The organism is Wolbachia endosymbiont of Aedes albopictus, assembly GCF_024804185.1.
GTDB classification, from domain to species: Bacteria; Pseudomonadota; Alphaproteobacteria; order Rickettsiales; family Anaplasmataceae; genus Wolbachia; species Wolbachia pipientis_B.
Map to the genome: position 1 here is coordinate 879,140 of NZ_CP101657.1, position 21,127 is coordinate 900,266.

Below are 21,127 nucleotides of genomic sequence, written 5' to 3' on the forward strand. Positions count from 1 at the left end.
CTATTGCATTATTTTAGGTGTTTGGTAATCTTTAATTCTAGATCAAACAAATTTATAGCAGCCTGTATGAGGTAACTAGTTATGCACGGTAATATCTACCAGCTAAAGGTATTGATGCTATTTTTGCATCGAGGAGTGCTCTATCAGCACTCTTTTCGCTTAGGTACAGAAATAGAAGAGGCCAGAAAGTTCGATTATTTAGTATTTGAATGTACCCAAGGTAGTAAGAAAGTATACCGTTTTTTGCAGGCTAAACACACACAAGATGAAGATAACAAGAAAATTGGAGTAGGGAACTTACTTACAAAAGATAAAAGTGGTGAGTTTGGATTAGCAAAGTATTTTGTTTCTTACCTAAAGATCAAAAATAATCAAGATTTTGCAGATGGTAACCTGAAAGATTTTATTATCTGTACTAATATCGATTTTGATCTGGATCAAAGCACAGCACGAAACACAGTGAAGAAGTTGAGGGTAAAAACTTTAGGACCAAACGAGGAAATAGAAATTTTAGTTGAAGTAATCGACACTAGTGATGTCTTTTTTAAAGATGGTGGCACTAGATATAAGTTCTCTTATATTCACAATAACATGATTTCAGTAGTGCAACCAGCATTTGAAAGTGCTGTAGAAGAAGCGATGGAAGAATTAGAAGAGGAGATAAAAAAACTCCAAAACAAGCCAGATCAGAACTCAAAAAGGAAATTGGAAAGAAATCAGACGTGGCAACGTGAATTTGGACGAATGATGAATGAAGGTAGGTTGGAAGACAATATAAAAGAATTTTTTGATAAGTTAGTATTTGCAGTAAATCAGCCCAATGAAATAAAACTAGCGGATATTATCAAAAGTGAGCTAGGCGAGCAATTTAATGATATTGATAGACAGAATGTTTACGCTCGCTTCCAAGAAAAAATGCTAGATTGGTTGAAAGAAAAAGGGAGACGTTTTCTTACACATGAAGACGGAAGAGAATTCTTTCGCAAGATGAAAGAAGAAATCTTAGGAGGCTTTCGATTTGAGGTGAGAAATCCAGTAGGATCGTTCACTGGAAGGACAGAAGAATTACGAGAACTACACAAATTAATACAAAAAAGTCAAGGTGTAGCCACAGTAATATCACAACTAGTTTCTATCTGTGGTTTGGGAGGAATAGGTAAAACTGAACTAGCCAGAAAATATATTGAAAAGCACAGTAAAGATTATGACAACAATATTATATGGATAAATGCTGCAACCTATGAAACTATAGTGCAGTCTTTCAGAAGATAGGGATATTGAATCTATTGTAAGAGATATATATGCTTTTTTTGCCAAGAGAAAAAGTCTCTTTGTTTTCGATAATGCAGAAAAATATAGAAGTGAAGGTCAAGATGCTGGTATTAGTCAATTTTTACCGTCCCACTTTTTATCATCTGATGATAATAAACCTAGTGTTTTGATTACCTCGCGTAATCAAAAGTGGGGAGATATAGAAGTATTAACATTGGATATATTTAAAGAGTCCATAGACTTCATTAGAAAAGCATTGGATATAAAGGATGGATCACAAGAAAATGAAATAAAGAATTTAGCAGAGACATTACAGCATTTTCCTTTAGCCCTGCAGCAGGCAGTTGCATACATAAAAGAAAGGGATATAGCATTAAAGAATGTAGGCTTGAGGTTTGAAATCAGTGATTATTTAAAAAGGTATAAAGAGGAAGCAAAAAAATTGCTTGATTTCAAGTTTCCTGAAGACAGCAATGATAGTTACACCGAGACAACTTTTATAACCTGGAGAATTACTATTAATAAAATCAAAGACAACGCAGAGTATGGCCAGCAAGCCAAAGAAATTTTAGATATTATCGCCTATATTGCCTCTGACAATATTCCTGTAGAAATGTTTTTAGGATTAGAACGCAATAGAGAAAAGTTAGGTGATGCTATCCAACTACTTAAGCAATATTCAATGATCAACTCAGGAGAAGAGCAAAATTTAGTCAATATTCACAGGTTAGTACAGCAAGTAATAAGGATAGAGTTAGAAAAACAAGGCAAAAACAAAGTTGTGAAAAAGACTTTTGAATTACTAAAAGAAAGCTTCCCTGACGACAGTGATAAATTAGAAGATTATGCTAAGAAGCGACAATTATTGCCGCACTTAGAAGCGTTTTTATCACATATAGATAATTGGCTAGCAAAAAATCCTTCAGAAAAACAAACAATAGAAAAGGATTATCTTGTGTATTTGTTAATATGGATGAACGATGGATACCATGACTTGGGTAATCCCAGAAGACAAAAGGAGCTGCTTGAACAGGCTTTATCTATCTTTAAGAAATATTATGGGCCTTATAATTTTCAAGTTGCTATAGCGCTGGCAAATCTAGGTATCGCTTATGGGGATCTGGGTAATCATAGGAGACAAAAGGAGTTACTTAAACAGGCTTTACCTATTCTTGAGAAACATTATGGCTCTGACCATTTCCAGGTTGCTATTATACTGACAAACCTAAGCAACGCTTATGGGGGTCTGGGTAACCCTCAGAAAGCAAAAGAGTTACTTGAACGGGCTCTAGCAATTCAAGAGGAACATTATGGGCCTGATCATTCCCAAGTTGCTGTTATATTGACAAACCTCGGTATCATTTATGGGAATTTAGGTAACTATGAAGAAAAAAAGGAGTTGCTTGAACGGGCTTTAGCAATTCAAGAGAAACATTATGAGCCTGATCATTCCCAAGTTGCTAGCACATTAGTAGGTCTAGGTACCTCTTATAGAGCTTTAGGTGATTCTCAGAAAGCAAAAGAGTTACTTGGACGGGCTTTAGCAATTCAAGAAAAACATTATGGCTCTGATCATTTTCAAATTGCCATTGCATTGATAAACCTCGGTATTGTTTACGGTACCTCAGGTGATCCTCAGAAACAAAGGGAGTTGCTTGAACAGGCTTTACCTATTCTTGAGAAACACTATGGCTCTGATCATTTTCAAGTTGCCATTGCACTGACAAATCTAGGTAATGCTTATGGGGATTCAGGTAATCCTAGTAGGCAAAAGGAGTTGCTTGAACAGGCTTTACCTATTCTTGAAGAATACTATGGTTCTGATCATTTTCAGGTTGCCATTGCATTGGCCAATCTAGGTGATGCCTATGGAAATTTAGGTAATTCTCGGAAAGCAAAAGAGTTGCTTGAACGGGCTTTAGCAATTCAAGAAAAACATTATGGACCTGATCATTTCGAAGTTGCTAGAACATTAGTGAGCTTCGGTACCACTTATAGGACTTTAGGTGATCCTCAGAAAGCAAAAGAGTTACTTGAACAGGCTTTAGCAATTCAAGAGAAACATTATGGCTCCGATCATTTCCAAGTTGCTATCACATTGACAAACTTAAGTAACGCTCATGGAGATTTAGGCAATCTTCAGAAAGCAAAAGAGTTGCTTGAACGGGCTTTAGCAATTCAAGAGAAACATTATGAGCCTAACCATTTTACAGTTGCTATAATACTAAAAAACCTAGGCGGAACTTATGGAGACTTAGGTGATTCCCAAAAAGCTAAAGAGTTGTTTGAACGGGCTTTACCTATTTTTGAGAAACATTACGGTCCTGATCATCTTGAAGTTGCTAAACTATTGGCAAACCTAAGTATTACCTATGGGGATTTAGGTAACCCTCAGAAAGCAAAGGAGTTGCTTGAGCAGGCCTCATTTATTCTTGAGAAGCATCATGTCCATGATTACTTCTAAAGTTGTTGAACTATGGGAAATTCTAGGCCCCGCTTATGGGGCTTCAGGCAGTCCCCAGAAGGCACAAAAATTTCTTGAGCAAGCTTTGCCTGTTTTTGAGAAATATTATGGCCGTGATCATTTTAAAGTTGCTAAAGTACGAGTGAGTCTCGGTAACGCTTACAAGGATTTATGTAACCCTCATAAAGCTAAAGAGCTGCTTGAAAGGGCTCTAGCGATTCAAAAGAAGCATTATGGGCCTGATCATTTTGAAGTTGCTAGAACACTAGCAAATCTAGGTAATGTTTACAGGGATTTAGGTAATCCTCAGAAAGCTAAAGAGTTGTTTGAGCGGGTTTTACCTGTTTTTGAGAAACACTATGGTTCTGGTCATATTCAAGTTGCTAAGCTACTGGTAAGCCACGGTGGCACTCATGGGGATTTAGGTGACCATAAGGAAAAAAAGGAGCTGCTTGAACAGGCCTTTCCTATTTTTGAAGAACATTACGGCCCTGATCATCCGGAAGTTGCCAAACTACTGGCAGACTTATGTGAAGTTTATGGTACCTTAGGTGACCACAAGAAACAACAGGAGTCGTTTGCACGTGCTGTATCTATCTTTAAGGAACATCAGAGTCCTAATCATTTCTGAAGTGTATCCGTTCAGGAGAGTGGTTTAAGAAACAATAGATAGAAGGTTTTGGAAAGGATTTAGCTCCTTTTGTTTCCATGTTAAGTATAACGAAATTATTCGCTCGAGGAATGTGTTTCCTCGCTGTGATTGTGTAAAATATGAATTTTTACGGTAAGCGAAATAATGTCGTATCTGTTGTTCAGCATGGTTATTTGTCAGCGGAATGTTTTCTGCGTCATCTAAAAATTTCCACATCATTCTTTCAGATTTCAAAATATTTTTTGCAACTCGAGAAGCTCCAATTGCTTCAGGTAAACGTGATATTTCCTTCAAGTAACATCGTGTACGCTTTCGCAATTTTCTTGCGCGTCTGGCAAATCTTAAAACGTCTATCTCATTTTTTAGTAAAGCTTTTTTCAGTGCAAATAATTCAGTAGCTACATTTCTTAAGTAACAGCCTAGAACTTTGACTTCAATGTTCCAACTATGTGCTAACCTTTCAAAATCTCTTGATAAATGTGCCCAGAAGATTTGCCTATATTTATCAGCAAAATAATTATATGCTGCATATCTGTCGGTCACTACTAAGCTATTGCGATTGCAGAATTTACTATTTTGTAAAACTTTCATTCCTCTTGAATTTTACAAAACTTGCCGTGTTGCTTGCAAACCCAGCCAAGTTTTCCTTTGTAATAGTGAATGGTTTAATCGATATGCAAAACCTCACTTTTGCTTATTTCTTGTTCGATTTGCTCATATGTTTTTTCGCATTTTGATGCAACTCTGTGTTCACTGTTTGATATGCTGCCAACACTTATATTCAAATTGAAGATATCATTTACGATACTCGCTATTTCGCGTTTTGAATTTTTGTAAAACCCGCTGAACGCTGCAATTATTGACTTAACCCTTGGTCCAAACGTATCTGATGTAACACCTTCTGGTAATTTGCTGCTTCTTCTTTTTCCGCACTTCCGACAACGGCCATGCTCTAGCTGATACTCTACTACATAAGGCTTAATGTCCGGAAGATCAACTTTTTGGTGAATATATGGTTTTTTGCATATTGCAATCTCCCCTCCACATTCGCAAGTAGATGACAACTCTACTTTTATCACCTCATCCGCGTTCATTTTAGCGCGATAATTGCCATCGTGTCCAACCTGAACGCCAACATTCCTTTCGCTTTTTGGCTTATTCTTTTTTATTTTATACAACTCTTTGGAACTTGGTATTGATGAATTTTTTGAGCTTAAACCTAGTCTTTCTCTCAACTCAGCATTTTCTATCTTTAAAGCCTTATTTTCTGCTTTTAAACTTTCATTCTCTTTTTCCAATCTTTCTATTTTTGCTTCTAACCTTTCTATTTTTTGCTGTAAATTTTTGCAAAGTTCTAAAAGGTTTACCATATTATCTCACTTTTGCTCTATGATTATCTTTTTAGATCACCTTGTCTACCTGATTCTGCCACTCCGCTGAACGGATACAAAGTTAGAAGGAGAAAAGTTTCGACGTTTAACAGGGGTAAAAAAAGCAACATTTGAGCGAATGGTAGAAATTATGGATGAGAAAGAAAAAAAGCTAGAAGTGGAAGAAAAAGCAAACTTTGCGTAGAAGACAGGCTACTGATGGCACTAGAATATATAACCGCACATATTTTCATATTGGACAAAGTTATGGCATGAGTGAAAGTAATTGTTTTAAAATAATAAGATGGGTAGAAGACACATTAATAAAATATCCAGATTTTGCATTACCAGGAAAAAAAGAACTATTAAAGAGTGATGTAGAATATGAAGTTTTAGTAATAGACGGAACTGAGACGCCAGTAGAGAGGCCAAAAAAAAGCAAAAGCCCTTCTACTCTGGAAAGAAAAAAAGGCATACTATAAAAACACAAATAGTAACAGAGAAGAAAAGTCATATGCACATCTTTCTCGAATGGCAGAAAACACGATTTTCGGATGTTTAGAGAATCAAAAGTAGCAGCAAACTAAAATCTTAGCTGATGCTGGCTACAGGGGAATGCAGAAGATACACAAAAATGTTGTATTATCGCACAGGAAAAAGAAAAAGAATCCGTTAAGCAAAGAACAAAAAAAAGAGAACAGGACACTTATGAGCCACAGGGCAATACTTGAAAACGTAATTGGCTTATTGAAAAGGTTTAAAATCATTTCCGATAGATATAGAAAGCGACGAAAACGTTTTGGTTTAAGATTTAATTTGATTGCTGCTATCCACAATTTTGAGCTCCTTACATGAATTTTGAAAGAAGTCTATTGAAAATTGAGTTGAGTTAAAAATGCGGTTTGACACACTTTTTTGAACATTCCCTAACCTCAATTTACATCAAAATACTTTTATTAGTATCTTTTTCTTGTGACTCAGCAATACGTTTAGCCCAACCAAGTGGCCTTTTATTTCTGTTAGCTAATGCAATTCTATTGCGATCATAACCATAAGTGTGTTCTGTTAAAGTATCTTTTCTTTCTTCTTCTATTACTCCAACTTTCAATTGTGCTGCATCTTTTTCTAGCAATTTATATAGTTCGCTATTTTTGTCTATAGTCAGATTAGTATTATCATTTTCTTGTTCTGCCACTTTTCTTTCTAATAACTTACGTACAGGATCATATTGTTTACCTTCTTTTATTTTTTCCAACATACTGTCTAAGGATAAATCTTTAGTTTTAGTAGCCTGTTGTGAAGGTTCTTTCAAACCTTTATTCAATTTTTCCAATGTATCTTCTTTTTTTGATTCAATGGTTTCTAATCTCTTCCCTAGTTGTTCAGGACTTACCTGAAAATTATAGTGGCTAGTATAAGTTGGAGATGAGTAGCCTGAATCGTTTATTTTTGTCTCCGCTGCATTTCCTTTTAGCAATCCAGTTGCTAATAAATGTTCTTTGGTTTGTTCGCTCATTTCTTTCTGATCCACCGGTTTTAGTGGGAACTTCTGAGTTTCTTTATCCAACTTACTGGTAAATTCCGTAAGTAGAGTGTCATCTCTTTGTTCAACATTCATTAGGCTCGCTTTTAACTGTCCAGAATTTACTCGAGATTGTTCATGATTAGCATGAGTTGGAGATGAATAGCCTGAATCACTTATACTATTTGGTGTTGAAGCAGAGACACTAACAGTTGGACCTTCTACTGTTTTTACATCTGCTAAATCGTTTTTTTGCAACCCATCTTCTCTATCTTGTGGCAGTTTATCAGTAGAATCAACTTGCCTTAATCCTCTATTATCTTTCTGTGATCTATCTCTGATTTCTTTAAGAAGATTTTCAGGTGGAGTTTGGTTACTTTGTTGAATGTTCTCTAAGCTCCTCTTTGACTGCTCAGGATCTACTTGAGATTGAGCATGAATTTGAGGTGAATAGCCCGAGTCACTTTTGCTATTGGGTTTTGGAACAGAAAGTGGCTGTTTACTTTCTTCCCACTCAGCATCACTAGCACCACGGTTATCACTGTCATGTTCATGTATATTTGAATAAGGCAAGTAAGGAACTTTGTCCTTTAATGTTTCTAATATAGAAGACGTTGATTCATTTTTCCTGCCTCCTTCCATTGATGCTTCTCTATCATCAACATCAGTGTGCCTTAAGTTGTTTTTCTTGAAATTCCTGATCTCTTGTAATAGAGCGCTTCTGCTATTTCCTTTTTGTTGCGGGATTTCAGGTTGTTGCTGATTATTAGGTATTTGCTCACTTCTATCTGGTTTTCGGCTTCCAAGTTTGCTTCCCCCTTGCTCATCGAAAACATCTTTTTTAGGTGGAAGCGAACTAGTTCCAGTTGGCACTGGTGGAGGGGTTTTTTTGTTCTGAGAACTCTCCCCTTGACTTTCGTAGCCTAAATCATTTTCACTATCAGATCGTGGTATAGTAGTTTGAGAACCAATTCCTCGAGTTGTATCAGTAGCTTGAATGCCAACACCTCTACTAATATCACTTCCTATGAAAGTTTCAAATGACTTTTTAAGGGCTTGATTATCTTGTCCGTCGTGTTCCACTTCATTCGATTTTCCTTGTCCTTTTTCCCTGAATTCTATTTCATGCAAGAATAAACCACCTATTTTTACATCTCTGTTTGCTTCTAACCGTTCTAGAGAAAAATCATCACCTTTAATAAGGTCTACACCGTTAGCATCAATCTTAATTTTGATCTCACATTCTTTCCCCTCCGCATACCACTTTAAAGTCATTTCATATGAACCATCAGTTACGACATAATGTCTTATTTTTTTCCCTCCTTCCTCGGCAACAAAACCATGCATTCCGCTCTTTCCATCGCTATGCAATGTTGAAAACCCCGAGATTCCATTCTTCTGACAAAAATCACTATTTAAAAATTCGCTGATTTTAAACTCTTTTTTGTTATCTCCCAGCGTAATACTTGCGTGATTACCGTATATTGAAACTCCTGCAACATCATCAACATACTCTTTCAACCTTTTTTTAACTTCACTTTCGAGCTTTTGTTCGGCTTTCTTTATCTTGTTGCATTCCTGAAGAATAACTCCACATGCTTTATTTTTGTCTTTATCTTCGTTCCAATCCCAATTGGTGCATTCTGTTAAAAACTTTACTGTGTTAAAATCAACTCTAGCATTATAAATTTGATCGTCCTTTTTATCAAATAAAGGAAAAAATTCTTGAATGCGCTCATTATAAATGTGTTCTTGTTGTGTATCCATATACCCCTCACTAATAACCCTCTGCCTTTAGTTCTAGCTAATACTAGCTAATATAATTATTATGAGCATTGGTTGAATTTTTATTAAGGAAGGTTGTATTGTTACTCAGATGGCAACTTTTAGTTGGCGCCTAATTTTAAATATCTGTTGCTCACAGTAAACACTTCTGGATCTTTAGAAGTTAGCTTGAGTATAGCGAGTATGTTGATAAATAACAAAGCAGCAATCGAGATATCAGCAACATCCCATAGCAATCGGATTTTACCCATCGCACCAAGCGGAATGATCATGGTAAAAATTACAATCCAGATTTTAGTGTATTTATTATCCATAGACACATAGCGTATTGTCTGTTTTGAGCAAAAAAACCAAGTAAAAATAGTAGTAAAGGCAAAACAAAACATTATGGCCATGATTAAATAGTCAATATAGGGCCAATTCATAGCTTTTCTAAAAGCAAATATGCACATGTTAGTACTCTCTAAATCAGTGACCCAAGAATCTGTGACAAGCAGTACCATTGTTGTAATAAACACTATGAATGCAACTATAAAAGGCGATATTATTGTGATTAGGCTCTGTTCAATAATAAATTTATTATTATTTTTCTTAGGAACAATTGAAGAGTGCACGATTCCTTCGAGGCCAAGCCCTATATCTGTTGCAAAAATACCTCGCAAAGTTCCGACTTGAATAATAGTCAACATTTCTAAAATCAAACCTAGAGATAAACCAGAGTTAAAGCTACTAGTTGTAAAAAAACTGCCTGTTATTAATTTTAGAGAAGGAAGGATATTTTCACTAAACTTAAATAATATGATACCGCAAAGTATGAGGTAACTTACCGTCATTATTGGTATCATAGCCGATATAAAAATTTTAATTTTTTTTAAGCTGAGAACTGTAACAACAAAAAATATTATGGCCATTACAATGCCACCAATGACTACAGGCACATCTATCATGTTAAGTGGTATTGATAGAGAATTTACCTGAACAAGGTTACCAACTGTTATTGAAACCATCATCATAACAACCAGAAACACAATTGTAGCTTTTCTAGAATTAAATGCATCAGCCATGTAGGCTACAGGGCCACCTATAAACCGTCCGTTCTTTTCCTTTCTGGTTTTTATACTTAGATAACAAGTGACATATTTTATCACAGAAGTGATAACAATAATTATTGCCATCCATAAGATAGAGCCCGGTCCTCCGGTTTTTAGAGCAACAGCAGTTCCTGAAATGTTTCCTACTCCTAAATTTCCCCCTAAGATTGTAAACAGGGCGGCTATAGAGGAAAATTTATTTTCCCCTCTTTTAACTCCAATGAGTGAAAGGGCGTACGGCAATCTAAATATCTGTAGCCATTTTAGTTTAACCGATAGGTAAACACCAGCAACTAGCATGAGTAATATTGTTGGCAGTAATAAAACAAACTTTACTGTATCCATCTGTAAAAGTGAGATTTTTATTTAAGTATACAACAAAAATTGAAAATACCTAACCTATTTTCTATTAGAGTTCGTATGACTTCGTTCCTGTCATCCTAGCGCTCCTTTCTGCCATCCTAGCACCTCTTTCTGTCATCCTAGCGCTCCTTTCTTGTCATCCCAGTGCGTGACACTGGGATCTAAATTTTTTATGTGAAACCATTATGTTTATATACTTATAGGTCCAAGTTCCTCACATAGTGAACAAAAAAGTAAATGAGATTTCAGTGTCACGCACTGGAATGACACCTACCCCATGAGAACCTATTTTTCATACCACTCATTTATAAGTTTATTGATATCATAATCTATAAAATCCTTCAGTGGTTGCCTGGTTTTTATCTCAACATTTTTAGGGATGCACCTATCTTTACATATCGCATAATTTATATGGAAGTTAAGGTCAATATACCCTTGATTTGAAAACACATTCATCTTAAAGGGAAATAATACCATATCCTTATATACGTTACTGATAAATATCTCTCTTCCTACTTTATCTCTATGTTCCTTTGGAGTAGGCCAGTAAATATCTATGTTTAATGTGTTACCCTTACAATCAAAAGAAGTGGGAAGACCGAAATCTCCAGGATCTTTATAATATATGTGCCAGCCTGGTTCTACTGTAACCTTTATTGCACCTTTAAGAGTGAGGCTTGCTTCATTTATCTCGCCAATAAGTAAATCAAATTTTGCAATTTCCTCGTCAGCATATAGTTGGGTGCAAGAGAAAAATAAAAACAATATTAAATATATATGTATTCTCATTAAGGCAAATTTCTTCTTTTATAGAGAAAATGATTTAGATTTTAAGTATTATATTTAATAGCATTATATAGATTATTTATTAATATAGCGTTATGCTATAGCTAAACTGACTTACGACAATCTGAAAAACGACAAATTCATCATTCCGCTACTTGTTAGCGGAATCTATGCCGAGATACCGCGAATGAATCGCGGTATGACGTAGGATTGCTGTCGTCCTGCTACGTGTTAGCGGATGAGATACCGCGGCGGTATGACGGTTCGCGGCAGCATGACAATAAGCTCGTCATCCCGCTACGTGTTAGCGGGATCTATGCCAAGAGATACCGTGAATGAATCGCGGTATGACGTGTTGTTTGGGTCAGCTATAGTATAAATACACCAGGGGTTATAGTTTTCTTATGCTGCCTTTTTGTTATTAGACAACCACAATATAAAGGGATAAAACGGATGCAAACAGCAGTGTCTTTCTGCACCAAACGCATTACCTTTAATGAATAGTAAAATGTGAGATTTTTTGGAACTACCGTGGAGCAATTGCTCCACGGCTTCACTCTACTCAGAATCCACCCATGCCACCCATTTCTCCTGCACCCATAGGAGATGAAGCATTTTCTTTGCTTGGTACATCAACTATCATAGATTCAGTAGTAATCAGCACACTCGCAACAGATATCGCTGTTTCAAAAGCAATACGCACCACTTTTGCTGGATCAATCACACCAGCTGTAAATGCATTAGCGTAATCCATAGCCTCAACGTTGTATATAAGCTCTTTATCATTCTGCTTAATCAAATAGTCAATGATAACAGCAGATTCGAGACCAGCATTTTTAACTAACCTTCTAATTGGAGCACTGAGAACTTTCTTGATAATGTTTATACCTATTTGCTCTTCGTCACTTGCACCTTTTAATTTGTCGAGAACAGATGAAGCATAAAGAAGTGCAATTCCACCACCTGGAACTATGCCTTCTTCAATTGCAGCTCTTGTTGCATGCAGCGCATCTTCAACTCTATCTCTACGTTCTTTAACTTCCACTTCAGTTGCTCCACCAACTTTTAGCACAGCAACACCACCTGATAATTTCGCTAAACGTTCTCTTAACTTTTCTTTATCATAATCAGAAGTTGAAGTTTCAATTTGAGATTTGATCTGCTCGATTCTAGCTTTTACACTGTCAGAATCGCTATTTTCGCTGACAACTGTGGTATTATCTTTAGTAATTTTAACATTTTTAGCAGTACCAAGATGATCAAGTGTCAGATCTTCCATCTTGATTCCAAGTTCATCTTTTATGACGTACTTAGCACCAGTCAAAGTTGCTATGTCTTCGAGCATCTCCTTTCTTCTGTCACCAAAACCTGGAGCTTTTACTGCAGCAACTTTTAAACCACCACGCAATTTATTGATAACTAAAGTGCTTAATGCTTCACCTTCGATATCCTCTGCAATAATAACCAAAGGTTTACCAGATTTAACAACAGCTTCAAGAATAGGAAGTAAAGGTTGAATAATATTTAATTTTTTCTCTGTAATTAATAGATAAGGATTATCAAGCTCCACGATCATTTTTTCATTATTTGTAATAAAATACGGAGAGAGATAACCGCGATCAAATTGCATGCCAGTAGTCAGCTCAACTTCTAACTCTTTTGAACCTTTACTTTCTTCAACAGTTATTACACCCTCTTTTCCAACTTTTTTCACGGAATCAGCAATACTGTTACCTATATCCTTATCACCATTTGCAGAGATTATCGCAACTTGCGCTACTTCATCCATTTTCTCTAGAGAAATTGTACGAGACATTGACGTAATTTCCTTTAATATTACGTCTTTCGCCTTCTGTATTCCGTTTTTAATACCAACACGATCGTTTCCAGCAGCAATTGATTTTGAAGCTTCCATTATCATGTTGCTAGTTAATATTGAGCACGTCGTTGTACCATCACCAACTTTGTCATTACATTGAGAACAACTTTGGGCAAAGATGCTTGCTATTGCAGCATTTAGTGGTTTTTCAGGCTTGATACCCTTCATTACCTTATAACCATCTTTTGTAATTTCTGGTGCTCCATAGGGCTTATTAATCCCTACTGTTTTTCCTCTAGGCCCCGCAGTTATTGCTACCGTTGAATCCACTATTGCTGCGACTTCACGAAAGGCTTCTTGCAACTGCTCACCTGATACTACTACATTAGTCATTTTTATCACCTCTTGTTAATAAAAAACTTAGAAAATTATAATAAAACCATTTACAATGCGCCATGTTGCGCTTTGTTTCAGTTTAGTAAAATAAAGACTGCTATTTAATGACAGCAAGTATATCGGACTCTTTCATCACGATAAGCTTTTCATCATTATGTTCTATTTCTGTACCAGCCCATTGACGATAGAACACTTTATCACCAGCCTTTACAGTTAAAGCTACACGTTCGCCATTTGAGTTGCGTGAACCTTCACCAGTTGCTACAATTTCACCTTTAGTAGGTTTCTTTTCAGCACTTGATGGAAGCATAATTCCACCCTGCTTTTCCTCGCTAATAGGCTTGATCAGCACGCTATCATCCAATACATTTAAACTTATACTTGACATTTGCTTTTCCTCTCAACAAATTAACCTATAACTTTATATATATACTCGTAAGTTAGATTTCAAGGGCTGGAGTTTGTAAAATATGCACACCAAAAGCAGTTTCTATAAAGAGCCTAATGTTATATAATAAAATTTAGGTTTATTTATAGAGATTTCATGAGTTATATACCATTCTTGAGTCGTGGTGTAATAGTGCTATATGGGCCTGACACTAGAGATTTTCTGCAAGGCATTATAACCAATGATATTAATAAGTTGGATAGCCAAAAAGCCATTTACTCTTTATTGCTTAGCCCTCAGGGAAAATACCTATATGATTTTTTTCTTATTGAATATGGTAGATATATTTTCTTAGAGTGCGAAAATGTGCACTTACAGCAAATAATCGAGAAACTAGATTTACTTAAAACTTATTTGAGAGTGAAAATTAAAGACATTAGTGCACTATATAAGGTTGGAGTTTTGTTTGATACTAAGTTGGCGGAGTGTAGTAGTAAGTCACAAGTTATTTTTCAAGATCCAAGGCACAAGCTGCTAGGAATGAGGATCATACATAAAGATGAAATAAAAGAACCGGTTGGAGATTTTATTCAGTATGAAAAAGTTAGAATTAAAAACCTTGTCCCAGATGGAGCAAAAGATATGGTACAAAATTCATCATTCCCATTGCAATATTTAATCGATAAGGCAAACGGTATAAGCTTTAATAAGGGGTGTTACGTAGGTCAGGAAGTCGTAAATCGAATGAGCAGACAAGAAATATTCAGAAGAAAACTTTATCTTATTGAGGGGGATAACACACTTCCAGATATTGGCACTAAAGTGACAAATGAAAATAATGAGGAAATAGGGGAACTGCGCTCTAGTGTAGACAACATTGGACTTGCATTGCTTAATACTCAAAAAAGTCATGCAAATTTATATGTCGATGGGGTTAAGTGCATTAAGACGTTGAAGTCTTAAGGTAGCGCATATAGAAACGAAAAACTTATTTTATGGCCTGGCGTCACGCACTAGAATGACATCATTTACGATGTAACATTTATTACTTTTGCAGATACAATTTACATGCTATAATTGAATCTTCATAGTTGGTAAATTGGAGTGCAAAGAAGTAAAATTAAAGTAGAAATAAAAAGATTATCACACGGAGAAGACTTGTCTCTTCCATGTTATGCAACTACGCAGAGTGCTGGTATGGATCTTTATGCTGCATTGAATGACTCTGCTGTTTTAAATCCACTTGAGAGATTACTTGTTCCAACTGGAATTGTGATTGCAATACCAAACGGTTTTGAGGGGCAAATCCGCCCACGTTCTGGTCTTGCTGCAAAATATGGAATCACTGTCTTAAATTCTCCAGGCACTATAGACTCTGATTATCGAGGTGAGGTTAAAATTTGCCTAATTAATCTAAGTAATCAGTCGTATGAGATAAAAAGAGGAGATAGGATTGCACAAATCCTTATTTCTCCTGTATCTCAGGTAATTTGGGATGACAGAGAAGAATTTTGCACAGAAGAAACCGTCCGCAATGCAGGGGGCTTTGGCTCAAGTGGTAGGTAACTTACGAAAAAGCTTGACTATGACAGTTCTTTTATACACAATTTAAGCATATTAATATTTTATTAAATGAGGTCTTTTATGCTAACTTTCAAAAATCACTGTGGTCAGCTCCACAAAACAAACACTGCACTTGTTGCACTTACTGCTCTGTATGTTATAGGCGCAGCAGTAGCACTTTCATCACCATATTGGGTGTCTTCAACTTGCACGCTTGCTCCACTTGCAGCTTTTGCAGCTACACCACTTGGAATCGGTGTATTAGCAACTGTTGCTATTGCACTGGTTGGTTTAGCAATATATGCTATCAGCAAAAACAATGAAATATCTGAGTTGAAAGCTTCGAAGATTGTTGTTAAGGATGATAAAGTAATGTTACAAGTAACAAAAGAGGTGCATGAAGAGATAAAAGCAAATAACCAAAACAAGAATGAAAAAGGTGAAGTTATAAAAGATGAATATCGTATATACTTCAGCTTAGAAGGCAAAGATTAATATGTTACTGGTGAAATTGGTGATGGTAAAGCGGCGTTTGGTGATACTGTGTTCTTAGGTATAAACTCACTAGCAAAGAAAAACGATAAAGGTGAATATGTTTCAATAAGTGATAACGAAAAGCAATTGGAAGAATTAGGCTTAAACAAAGGGGAGAATAAAGGGGTTAACACTTATTTGGGCTCACTTATTGTTGAACAAGTTGCTTCTGAACAAAAAGCAAAAAACTAGACAGTTAAGTATAAAAGAGGTAGGTTAAGTCTGCCTCTTTATTTTTTAATGTCAGTTACTTAAATGACATCATTCATTATGGAAATGTATCCGTTCAGCAGAGTGGCAAAGTAGGTAGACAAGATAAACCAAAAAATCAAGAAAAAGTGAGTGTACAACAAATGGTGTCATCCCAGTGCTTGACACTGGGATCCAGAAAAATTGATTGTGCACTATACAACATTTTCGATGAAATTATCAAAAGCTGGATCCCAGTGTCAAGCACTGGGATGACACCCTCCTGGTAGACAATGTTCATACAGCTATGTGTCAGCTACTCGGATGACACCCTGTGTTTGCTGGCTATAATTGCTAAGGATTTTTATTTAATTTAACTGCATCTTTTGCCTTATCCAATAACCCATTAATAAAGCCAATTTCGCTTGGTTTATCAAGTAAATCAGATGCAATATTAGTATATTCATTAATGACAACTGGGACTGGCGTATCACAATTAGCTAGCTCACATATTGCAACACGCAAGATAGATAAGCTTATAAGATTTAACCGTGAGAGGGACCAGCTTGGATGTAAATAAGACTCTATTATTTTATCATATTCTTCACTGCTTTTTATAACCTTATATAACAAGTTTTCTAAGAATTGATGTTCAAATTCTTCACATTCAAATATATCTTTCAACTTACTTATGTAGTCCTTAAGCTCACAATTTTCCAATTTAAAAGTGCTTTTGTTGTAACTTACAAAAATATTTGAATAAGCAATTTGTACAGCAAGAAATCTTGCCGTACTTCTTTTTATGCGCCACTTTTTATCTACTGGTTTTTCCTCCATTATTTTAATTTATTGTGTAGATCTATCATATGCAAAACAGTTGAGGCTGCATGGCCACCAATGTTCTTTTTGTTTTTGTAAGCTCTAATTAGTGCTTTATCTTTGCTGTCAGCGGTAATTACGCCCATACCAAGGGGTATTGCATAATGCATAATAACTTCATTTAAGCCTTCGATTACTCCTTTACAAACGTATTTATAATGATCAGTTTCACCGCGAATCACGCACCCAAGAGCTAAATAACCGTTATAATTAGCATTCTTGCTTTTTACTGCAAAGAGAATTGTAGCTGGTATCTCAAATGCACCAGGAACTTCAATTATGTCATAGCTTGCATGACTTTCTTTTAATCTATCGACTGCACCTTCAAGCAAAAGGTTCGCTATTTCAGTGTGGTAAATTGAATTAACTATTAGTATTTTCGACATTCATCCCCACTTTTCTTGTTAAAAGCAACTTTATTAATGATTGTTGAATCAAAGTTATAATATTACTAAATATCCAATATATTACCAGGCCGGCAGGAAAAGAAGAAAAAATAAAGACAGAAATGTAAGGTAAAAACTTCATAACATTTACTTGAATATCATCTTTACTGGTTTGATCTTTCTCACTTAGCTTCTGCTGAATTATCATGGTGGCACCGAAAATTATAGGTAAAATGCCTATAGAAATAGGAAAGTTATAATTAAACAACCCAAATAATGTAAAGATGTTCGTTGGGTCAGGAGCTGAAAGATCCTTAATCCATAAAAAAAAAGGAGCATGCCTCATCTCTATAGTAACAAATAATACTTTATATAGAGCAAAAAATACCGGTATTTGTATTAGCATGGGAAAAATGCTCGACATTGGGTTTACATTGTTTCTCTTGAACAACGCAATTGTCTCTTTGTGCTGCTTTAAGCTGTCATTTTTATACAACTCTTTTATACGAGTTAATTCAGGCTGCAGGCTTTTCACCTTGAACATCGAAATATATGATCTATTAGATAAGGGAAGCATCAAAATTTTGATTACTAAAGTCAGCAATAATATTGCTAAGCCAAAATTTTTTAAAACGAAGTTAAAATATTCAAGCAGTAAAAACACTGGCTTGGTTATAAAATAAAGAACACCAAAATCTACAGCTTTATCAAATAAAGGTATATTGAGAGTATCCTTATAAGAATCCAGTAAATTCAACTTTTTTGCTCCAGCAAAAAAATAATTCACATTAGAAACACTTGCGCCAGGAAGTATGCTCTTGTAAGGTTTGACAAAATCTACTTGGAATTTATCAGTATTATTAACGTTCGTGTGTTTAATGCTTACATTTATTTTATCAGATTTCTCAGGTATGATGGCTGTAAGCCAGTATTTATCAGCAAAACCAAACCAATTTTTTTCACTCGTGCTTGCTTTTATTAAATGTTTTTTGGAAATATCCTTATATGTCCACTCCTCTAGTTTATTATCAAATGCACCCAGTACTCCTTCATGGGATATCCAATAAGATTCGTTGATATTGTCACGTTTACGGTTAATTCTACCATAAGGAACCAAAGCTACATTATCTTTTGTATTGTTTTCAATAATTTGCTCAACTTTAAACATGTAGTTATCGTCAAGGCTAATTTTCATTCTAAATAAAATGCCATTTTCATTATCCCAAAATAAATTGACCTCTTTTTGATTGAGTTTATCTGCTTGCCAGACTGTTTTAGAATCTGGAACTTTAATCTTTTCATTCGGATCGAGCCACCCAAATTCTGCGAAATATACATCTTTTGATTCTGCAGGTGACAGTAACACCACTTGTGGAGAAGAAGAACTCGGTTCTAAGTGGTAGTTAGTTAAGATTAAGTCATCAAACCTTGCACCTTTCAAAGGAATTGATCCTTTAATCATGTTATTAGTTAAACTAACTCTCTGTTCTCGAGTAGAATTAATAATTTCAGAACAATTTTGGTATATTATAGGAGCAAGGTCGTTAAAAGATTCGATATGTTCAATATTTTCAATCAATGGCTGGTTTTGGTTTGTACTAAAAAAATTATCATAAATAATGCGCCAAGATACCATGATCAACATGGAAAGGATAGCTGCTAAAATTAAACTTTTTGCTTCTGACATGAAATTAAATCAAACATATCTTTTTAAAGTGTATATTAAATATTGTACTAAAACAATAAAATTTACTTACTTTTAATAATAACTTTTAACGCTAATCTTTAAAATTTATTTTAATAGCTTCAAATTTTAACAATATGAACGCGGTGAAAAATCTAGTTATTTGGTTACTAATAATAGCCGCCACTTCAATGCTTATTGATTCGCAAAGGGACAAACTAAGCGACAGATTTCTCAGTACTTTTTTACCATATAAAGGGAGAATTCAAAATAGTGGTCAGAATAGTGGAAGTATCGAATTTACGAAATCATACGATGGACACTTTTATATTCAGGCTCAGGTCAATGATCGCAATATAACGTTTTTGCTTGATACCGGAGCAACCGATATTGTTCTATCACAAAAAGACGCATTACATGTTGGTATTAACTTACAAAACGTTCAGGATTTTAAAATATATGAAACTGCGAAAGGTCAAATAAAAGCTGGTGTTATTCACATTCCTCAGGTTAAAATAGGAAATTTTTTAGTTAATGATGTACAGGCGAGCGTTAACACTCATTCTATGTCTCATTCACTACTTGGAATGAGCTTTTTAAGGTATTTTCATTTCACTATAAGAGATAATAAGTTGATATTATACCGCGACTAAACACTTCTACAATCTAAAGCTCTGTAGGTCAATATAGGAGCAGAAATAAATATTGCAGAACAAGTGCCAATCAAAATACCAAAAAAAATGATCAAGCTGAAGTCTTTCACTGCATCTGTGCAGATTAATGCCAAAGGAAGAGCAGCAAGAAGGGTTGTACCCGAGGTTAATATAGTGCGAAATAATGTAGCGTTGATACTTGCATCTACCATCTCACTCATCTGCCCACTTTTACCACTTTTGCAATACTCTCGAATCCGATCATATATAATTACTGAGTTATTGATTGAATAACCAATGACAGTGAGGAGAGCTGCAACTGATGAAATATTAAACTCAATGCCAGTTAGGCTAATAAAACCAACAGTTAAAACCACGTCATGAATCAGTGCTGTTATTCCACTGAATCCACATTGCCAATTAAATCTAAACCAAACATAAAAAAATATTCCAACAATCGCGATCAACATGGATAACATTCCTTCAAATATTTGTGTTGAGCTTATTTGTGGGCCAACATAGTCTATTTTACGATAACTTATTGAGCTCCCCAGCTTTTCTTCTAGTATGCTTTTTATCTTTTTGATTTTATCTTCATCTCCTTCATCTTTAAAATGCATGACTAAATTATCACCCGCTTTTGAACTCTGCACTGTAAAACCATTTTCTTTTAATGCATCGAGAATAGAGTGATTCTCATCTGAAGATTTTATCTCTATCAAAATTCCGCCTGCAAAGTCTATGCCTAAGTTCACTCCACGTAACACAACAATGAGCATTGAAAAGATGATAAGAATAATGCTAATTAATGCAGTCAAATCCCTATATTTACTAAACTTGATATTGAGGTTATCTGGAATGAGTCTAAGTGCCATGCTATTTACTTAAACTTGAATTTTATATACTTTTCAAAAAATTCACTAGTTTATTTTGTGGTTGGACTTCTCTGTCATCCAAGTAGCTGACACTGTTTCGTTCTATAATGGTGTCATCCCAGTGCGTGACACTGGGATCCAGAAAAATTGATTGTGCACTGAATTGGTGAGTGTATAAAATTCTACGTCATACCGCCGCGGTATCTCTTAGCCGCTAACAACCAGCGGGATGACGAATTGCTTAACCTTCATACCGCCACGAACCGTCATTCCACCGCGAACCGTCATACCGCCGCGGTATCTCATCCGCTAACACGTAGCGGGATACTTGACCTTTACAGGGATGACGGTTGTCGTTTAGCTATAAATGTTTAAGAAATTTACCAAACGAAAAAAAAGGCAAAAGAAGCCCCGTGGTGCGAGTTTTGACTCTATATTACTGTAAGTGGCGCTGTA

General features: G+C 35.4%; 18 protein-coding genes and 2 pseudogenes. 10 read left to right on the forward strand and 10 right to left on the reverse strand.

The genetic code is table 11. The annotated features are described in order from the left end of the window. Positions 1-81: 81 nt before the first annotated feature. The 3 genes from NHG98_RS04505 (at position 82) to NHG98_RS04515 (ending at position 4,367) form a co-directional block, all read left to right on the forward strand. Complete coding sequence (locus NHG98_RS04505; protein WP_096616706.1) at positions 82-1,272, forward strand: hypothetical protein; 1,191 nt, start codon at positions 82-84, stop codon at positions 1,270-1,272. A gap of 166 nt (positions 1,273-1,438) precedes the next feature. Further along, positions 1,439-3,736: a tetratricopeptide repeat protein gene (locus tag NHG98_RS04510; protein WP_259245326.1), complete on the forward strand. Its 2,298-nt coding sequence runs from the start codon at positions 1,439-1,441 to the stop codon at positions 3,734-3,736. Next, a complete protein-coding gene (locus tag NHG98_RS04515) occupies positions 3,723-4,367 on the forward strand; it encodes a tetratricopeptide repeat protein (protein WP_259245327.1) in 645 nt (214 codons plus the stop codon). The genes NHG98_RS04510 and NHG98_RS04515 overlap by 14 nt, the downstream gene beginning before the upstream one ends. Positions 4,368-4,391: 24 nt before the next feature. Here the strand turns inward: NHG98_RS04515 and tnpC are convergent. Then, positions 4,392-5,758, reverse strand: a pseudogene (gene tnpC / locus NHG98_RS04520) (IS66 family transposase). 79 nt (positions 5,759-5,837) lie between these two features. On the opposite strand from tnpC, the pseudogene NHG98_RS04525 reads away from it, so the two are divergent. Further along, a pseudogene (locus NHG98_RS04525) lies at positions 5,838-6,613 on the forward strand (IS5 family transposase); the annotation flags it as partial. 82 nt (positions 6,614-6,695) lie between these two features. Here NHG98_RS04525 and NHG98_RS04530 read toward each other — a convergent pair. The 5 genes from NHG98_RS04530 to NHG98_RS04550 form a co-directional block, all read right to left on the reverse strand. Further along, complete coding sequence (locus tag NHG98_RS04530) at positions 6,696-9,047, reverse strand: WH2 domain-containing protein (RefSeq protein ID WP_096641456.1); 2,352 nt, start codon at positions 9,045-9,047, stop codon at positions 6,696-6,698. A 119-nt stretch (positions 9,048-9,166) separates the two neighbouring features. Next, positions 9,167-10,501, reverse strand: a complete 1,335-nt coding sequence (locus NHG98_RS04535) for an alanine/glycine:cation symporter family protein (RefSeq protein WP_096641455.1) — start codon at positions 10,499-10,501, stop codon at positions 9,167-9,169. 303 nt (positions 10,502-10,804) lie between these two features. After that, positions 10,805-11,308: a protein-disulfide reductase DsbD domain-containing protein gene (locus NHG98_RS04540; protein ID WP_096676742.1), complete on the reverse strand. Its 504-nt coding sequence runs from the start codon at positions 11,306-11,308 to the stop codon at positions 10,805-10,807. A 559-nt stretch (positions 11,309-11,867) separates the two neighbouring features. After that, positions 11,868-13,517, reverse strand: a complete 1,650-nt coding sequence (gene groL / locus NHG98_RS04545; RefSeq protein ID WP_096641453.1) for a chaperonin GroEL — start codon at positions 13,515-13,517, stop codon at positions 11,868-11,870. Positions 13,518-13,617: 100 nt separating this feature from the next. Next, positions 13,618-13,908 carry a co-chaperone GroES gene (locus tag NHG98_RS04550; RefSeq protein ID WP_096641452.1) on the reverse strand — a complete coding sequence of 97 codons (291 nt, stop codon included), beginning with the start codon at positions 13,906-13,908 and terminating at the stop codon, positions 13,618-13,620. A gap of 156 nt (positions 13,909-14,064) precedes the next feature. On the opposite strand from NHG98_RS04550, the gene ygfZ reads away from it, so the two are divergent. From ygfZ to NHG98_RS04575, 5 genes are all read left to right on the forward strand, one after another. After that, positions 14,065-14,871 carry a CAF17-like 4Fe-4S cluster assembly/insertion protein YgfZ gene (gene ygfZ / locus NHG98_RS04555; RefSeq protein WP_096641451.1) on the forward strand — a complete coding sequence of 269 codons (807 nt, stop codon included), beginning with the start codon at positions 14,065-14,067 and terminating at the stop codon, positions 14,869-14,871. Between the two features lie 141 nt (positions 14,872-15,012). Next, complete coding sequence (dut, locus tag NHG98_RS04560; RefSeq protein WP_096641450.1) at positions 15,013-15,474, forward strand: dUTP diphosphatase; 462 nt, start codon at positions 15,013-15,015, stop codon at positions 15,472-15,474. Positions 15,475-15,552: 78 nt separating this feature from the next. Further along, a complete protein-coding gene (locus tag NHG98_RS04565; RefSeq protein ID WP_259245329.1) occupies positions 15,553-15,966 on the forward strand; it encodes a hypothetical protein in 414 nt (137 codons plus the stop codon). A gap of 48 nt (positions 15,967-16,014) precedes the next feature. After that, positions 16,015-16,197, forward strand: coding sequence for a hypothetical protein (locus NHG98_RS04570; RefSeq protein WP_259245330.1), 183 nt, complete (start codon positions 16,015-16,017; stop codon positions 16,195-16,197). A gap of 146 nt (positions 16,198-16,343) precedes the next feature. Further along, a complete protein-coding gene (locus NHG98_RS04575; protein ID WP_259245331.1) occupies positions 16,344-16,484 on the forward strand; it encodes a hypothetical protein in 141 nt (46 codons plus the stop codon). A 64-nt stretch (positions 16,485-16,548) separates the two neighbouring features. Here the strand turns inward: NHG98_RS04575 and nusB are convergent, their stop codons facing one another. From nusB to yidC, 3 genes are read right to left on the reverse strand one after another with little or no spacing between them, the layout of a single operon-like run. After that, complete coding sequence (gene nusB, locus NHG98_RS04580; protein ID WP_096641449.1) at positions 16,549-17,031, reverse strand: transcription antitermination factor NusB; 483 nt, start codon at positions 17,029-17,031, stop codon at positions 16,549-16,551. Continuing rightward, a complete protein-coding gene (locus NHG98_RS04585) occupies positions 17,031-17,459 on the reverse strand; it encodes a 6,7-dimethyl-8-ribityllumazine synthase (protein WP_259245332.1) in 429 nt (142 codons plus the stop codon). Before NHG98_RS04585 ends, nusB begins: the two co-directional genes overlap by 1 nt. Further along, entirely contained in the window at positions 17,437-19,146 is a 1,710-nt protein-coding gene (yidC, locus tag NHG98_RS04590) for a membrane protein insertase YidC (RefSeq protein WP_096641447.1), read from the reverse strand. The genes NHG98_RS04585 and yidC overlap by 23 nt, the downstream gene beginning before the upstream one ends. A 134-nt stretch (positions 19,147-19,280) precedes the next feature. Between yidC and NHG98_RS04595 the strand changes: the two genes are divergently transcribed. Continuing rightward, positions 19,281-19,796 (forward strand): TIGR02281 family clan AA aspartic protease, encoded by a 516-nt coding sequence (locus NHG98_RS04595; protein ID WP_096641446.1) that lies wholly within the window; start codon positions 19,281-19,283, stop codon positions 19,794-19,796. On the opposite strand, the gene secF is transcribed toward NHG98_RS04595, so the two are convergent. Continuing rightward, positions 19,793-20,671: a protein translocase subunit SecF gene (secF, locus tag NHG98_RS04600; RefSeq protein ID WP_096641445.1), complete on the reverse strand. Its 879-nt coding sequence runs from the start codon at positions 20,669-20,671 to the stop codon at positions 19,793-19,795. The two genes, NHG98_RS04595 and secF, sit on opposite strands and share 4 nt — an antisense overlap. Positions 20,672-21,127 lie beyond the last annotated feature (456 nt).

Excerpts from the sequence above, each read along its gene's own strand:
- NHG98_RS04505 (WP_096616706.1), top strand. The coding sequence starts at position 82 with ATGCACGGTAATATCTACCAGCTAAAGGTATTGATGCTATTTTTGCAT.
- NHG98_RS04515 (WP_259245327.1), top strand. The coding sequence starts at position 3,723 with ATGATTACTTCTAAAGTTGTTGAACTATGGGAAATTCTAGGCCCCGCT.
- NHG98_RS04530 (WP_096641456.1), bottom strand. The coding sequence starts at position 9,047 with ATGGATACACAACAAGAACACATTTATAATGAGCGCATTCAAGAATTT.
- NHG98_RS04535 (WP_096641455.1), bottom strand. The coding sequence starts at position 10,501 with ATGGATACAGTAAAGTTTGTTTTATTACTGCCAACAATATTACTCATG.
- NHG98_RS04540 (WP_096676742.1), bottom strand. The coding sequence starts at position 11,308 with ATGAGAATACATATATATTTAATATTGTTTTTATTTTTCTCTTGCACC.
- groL (WP_096641453.1), bottom strand. The coding sequence starts at position 13,517 with ATGACTAATGTAGTAGTATCAGGTGAGCAGTTGCAAGAAGCCTTTCGT.
- NHG98_RS04550 (WP_096641452.1), bottom strand. The coding sequence starts at position 13,908 with ATGTCAAGTATAAGTTTAAATGTATTGGATGATAGCGTGCTGATCAAG.
- ygfZ (WP_096641451.1), top strand. The coding sequence starts at position 14,065 with ATGAGTTATATACCATTCTTGAGTCGTGGTGTAATAGTGCTATATGGG.
- NHG98_RS04565 (WP_259245329.1), top strand. The coding sequence starts at position 15,553 with ATGCTAACTTTCAAAAATCACTGTGGTCAGCTCCACAAAACAAACACT.
- nusB (WP_096641449.1), bottom strand. The coding sequence starts at position 17,031 with ATGGAGGAAAAACCAGTAGATAAAAAGTGGCGCATAAAAAGAAGTACG.
- NHG98_RS04585 (WP_259245332.1), bottom strand. The coding sequence starts at position 17,459 with ATGTCGAAAATACTAATAGTTAATTCAATTTACCACACTGAAATAGCG.
- yidC (WP_096641447.1), bottom strand. The coding sequence starts at position 19,146 with ATGTCAGAAGCAAAAAGTTTAATTTTAGCAGCTATCCTTTCCATGTTG.
- NHG98_RS04595 (WP_096641446.1), top strand. The coding sequence starts at position 19,281 with ATGAACGCGGTGAAAAATCTAGTTATTTGGTTACTAATAATAGCCGCC.
- secF (WP_096641445.1), bottom strand. The coding sequence starts at position 20,671 with ATGGCACTTAGACTCATTCCAGATAACCTCAATATCAAGTTTAGTAAA.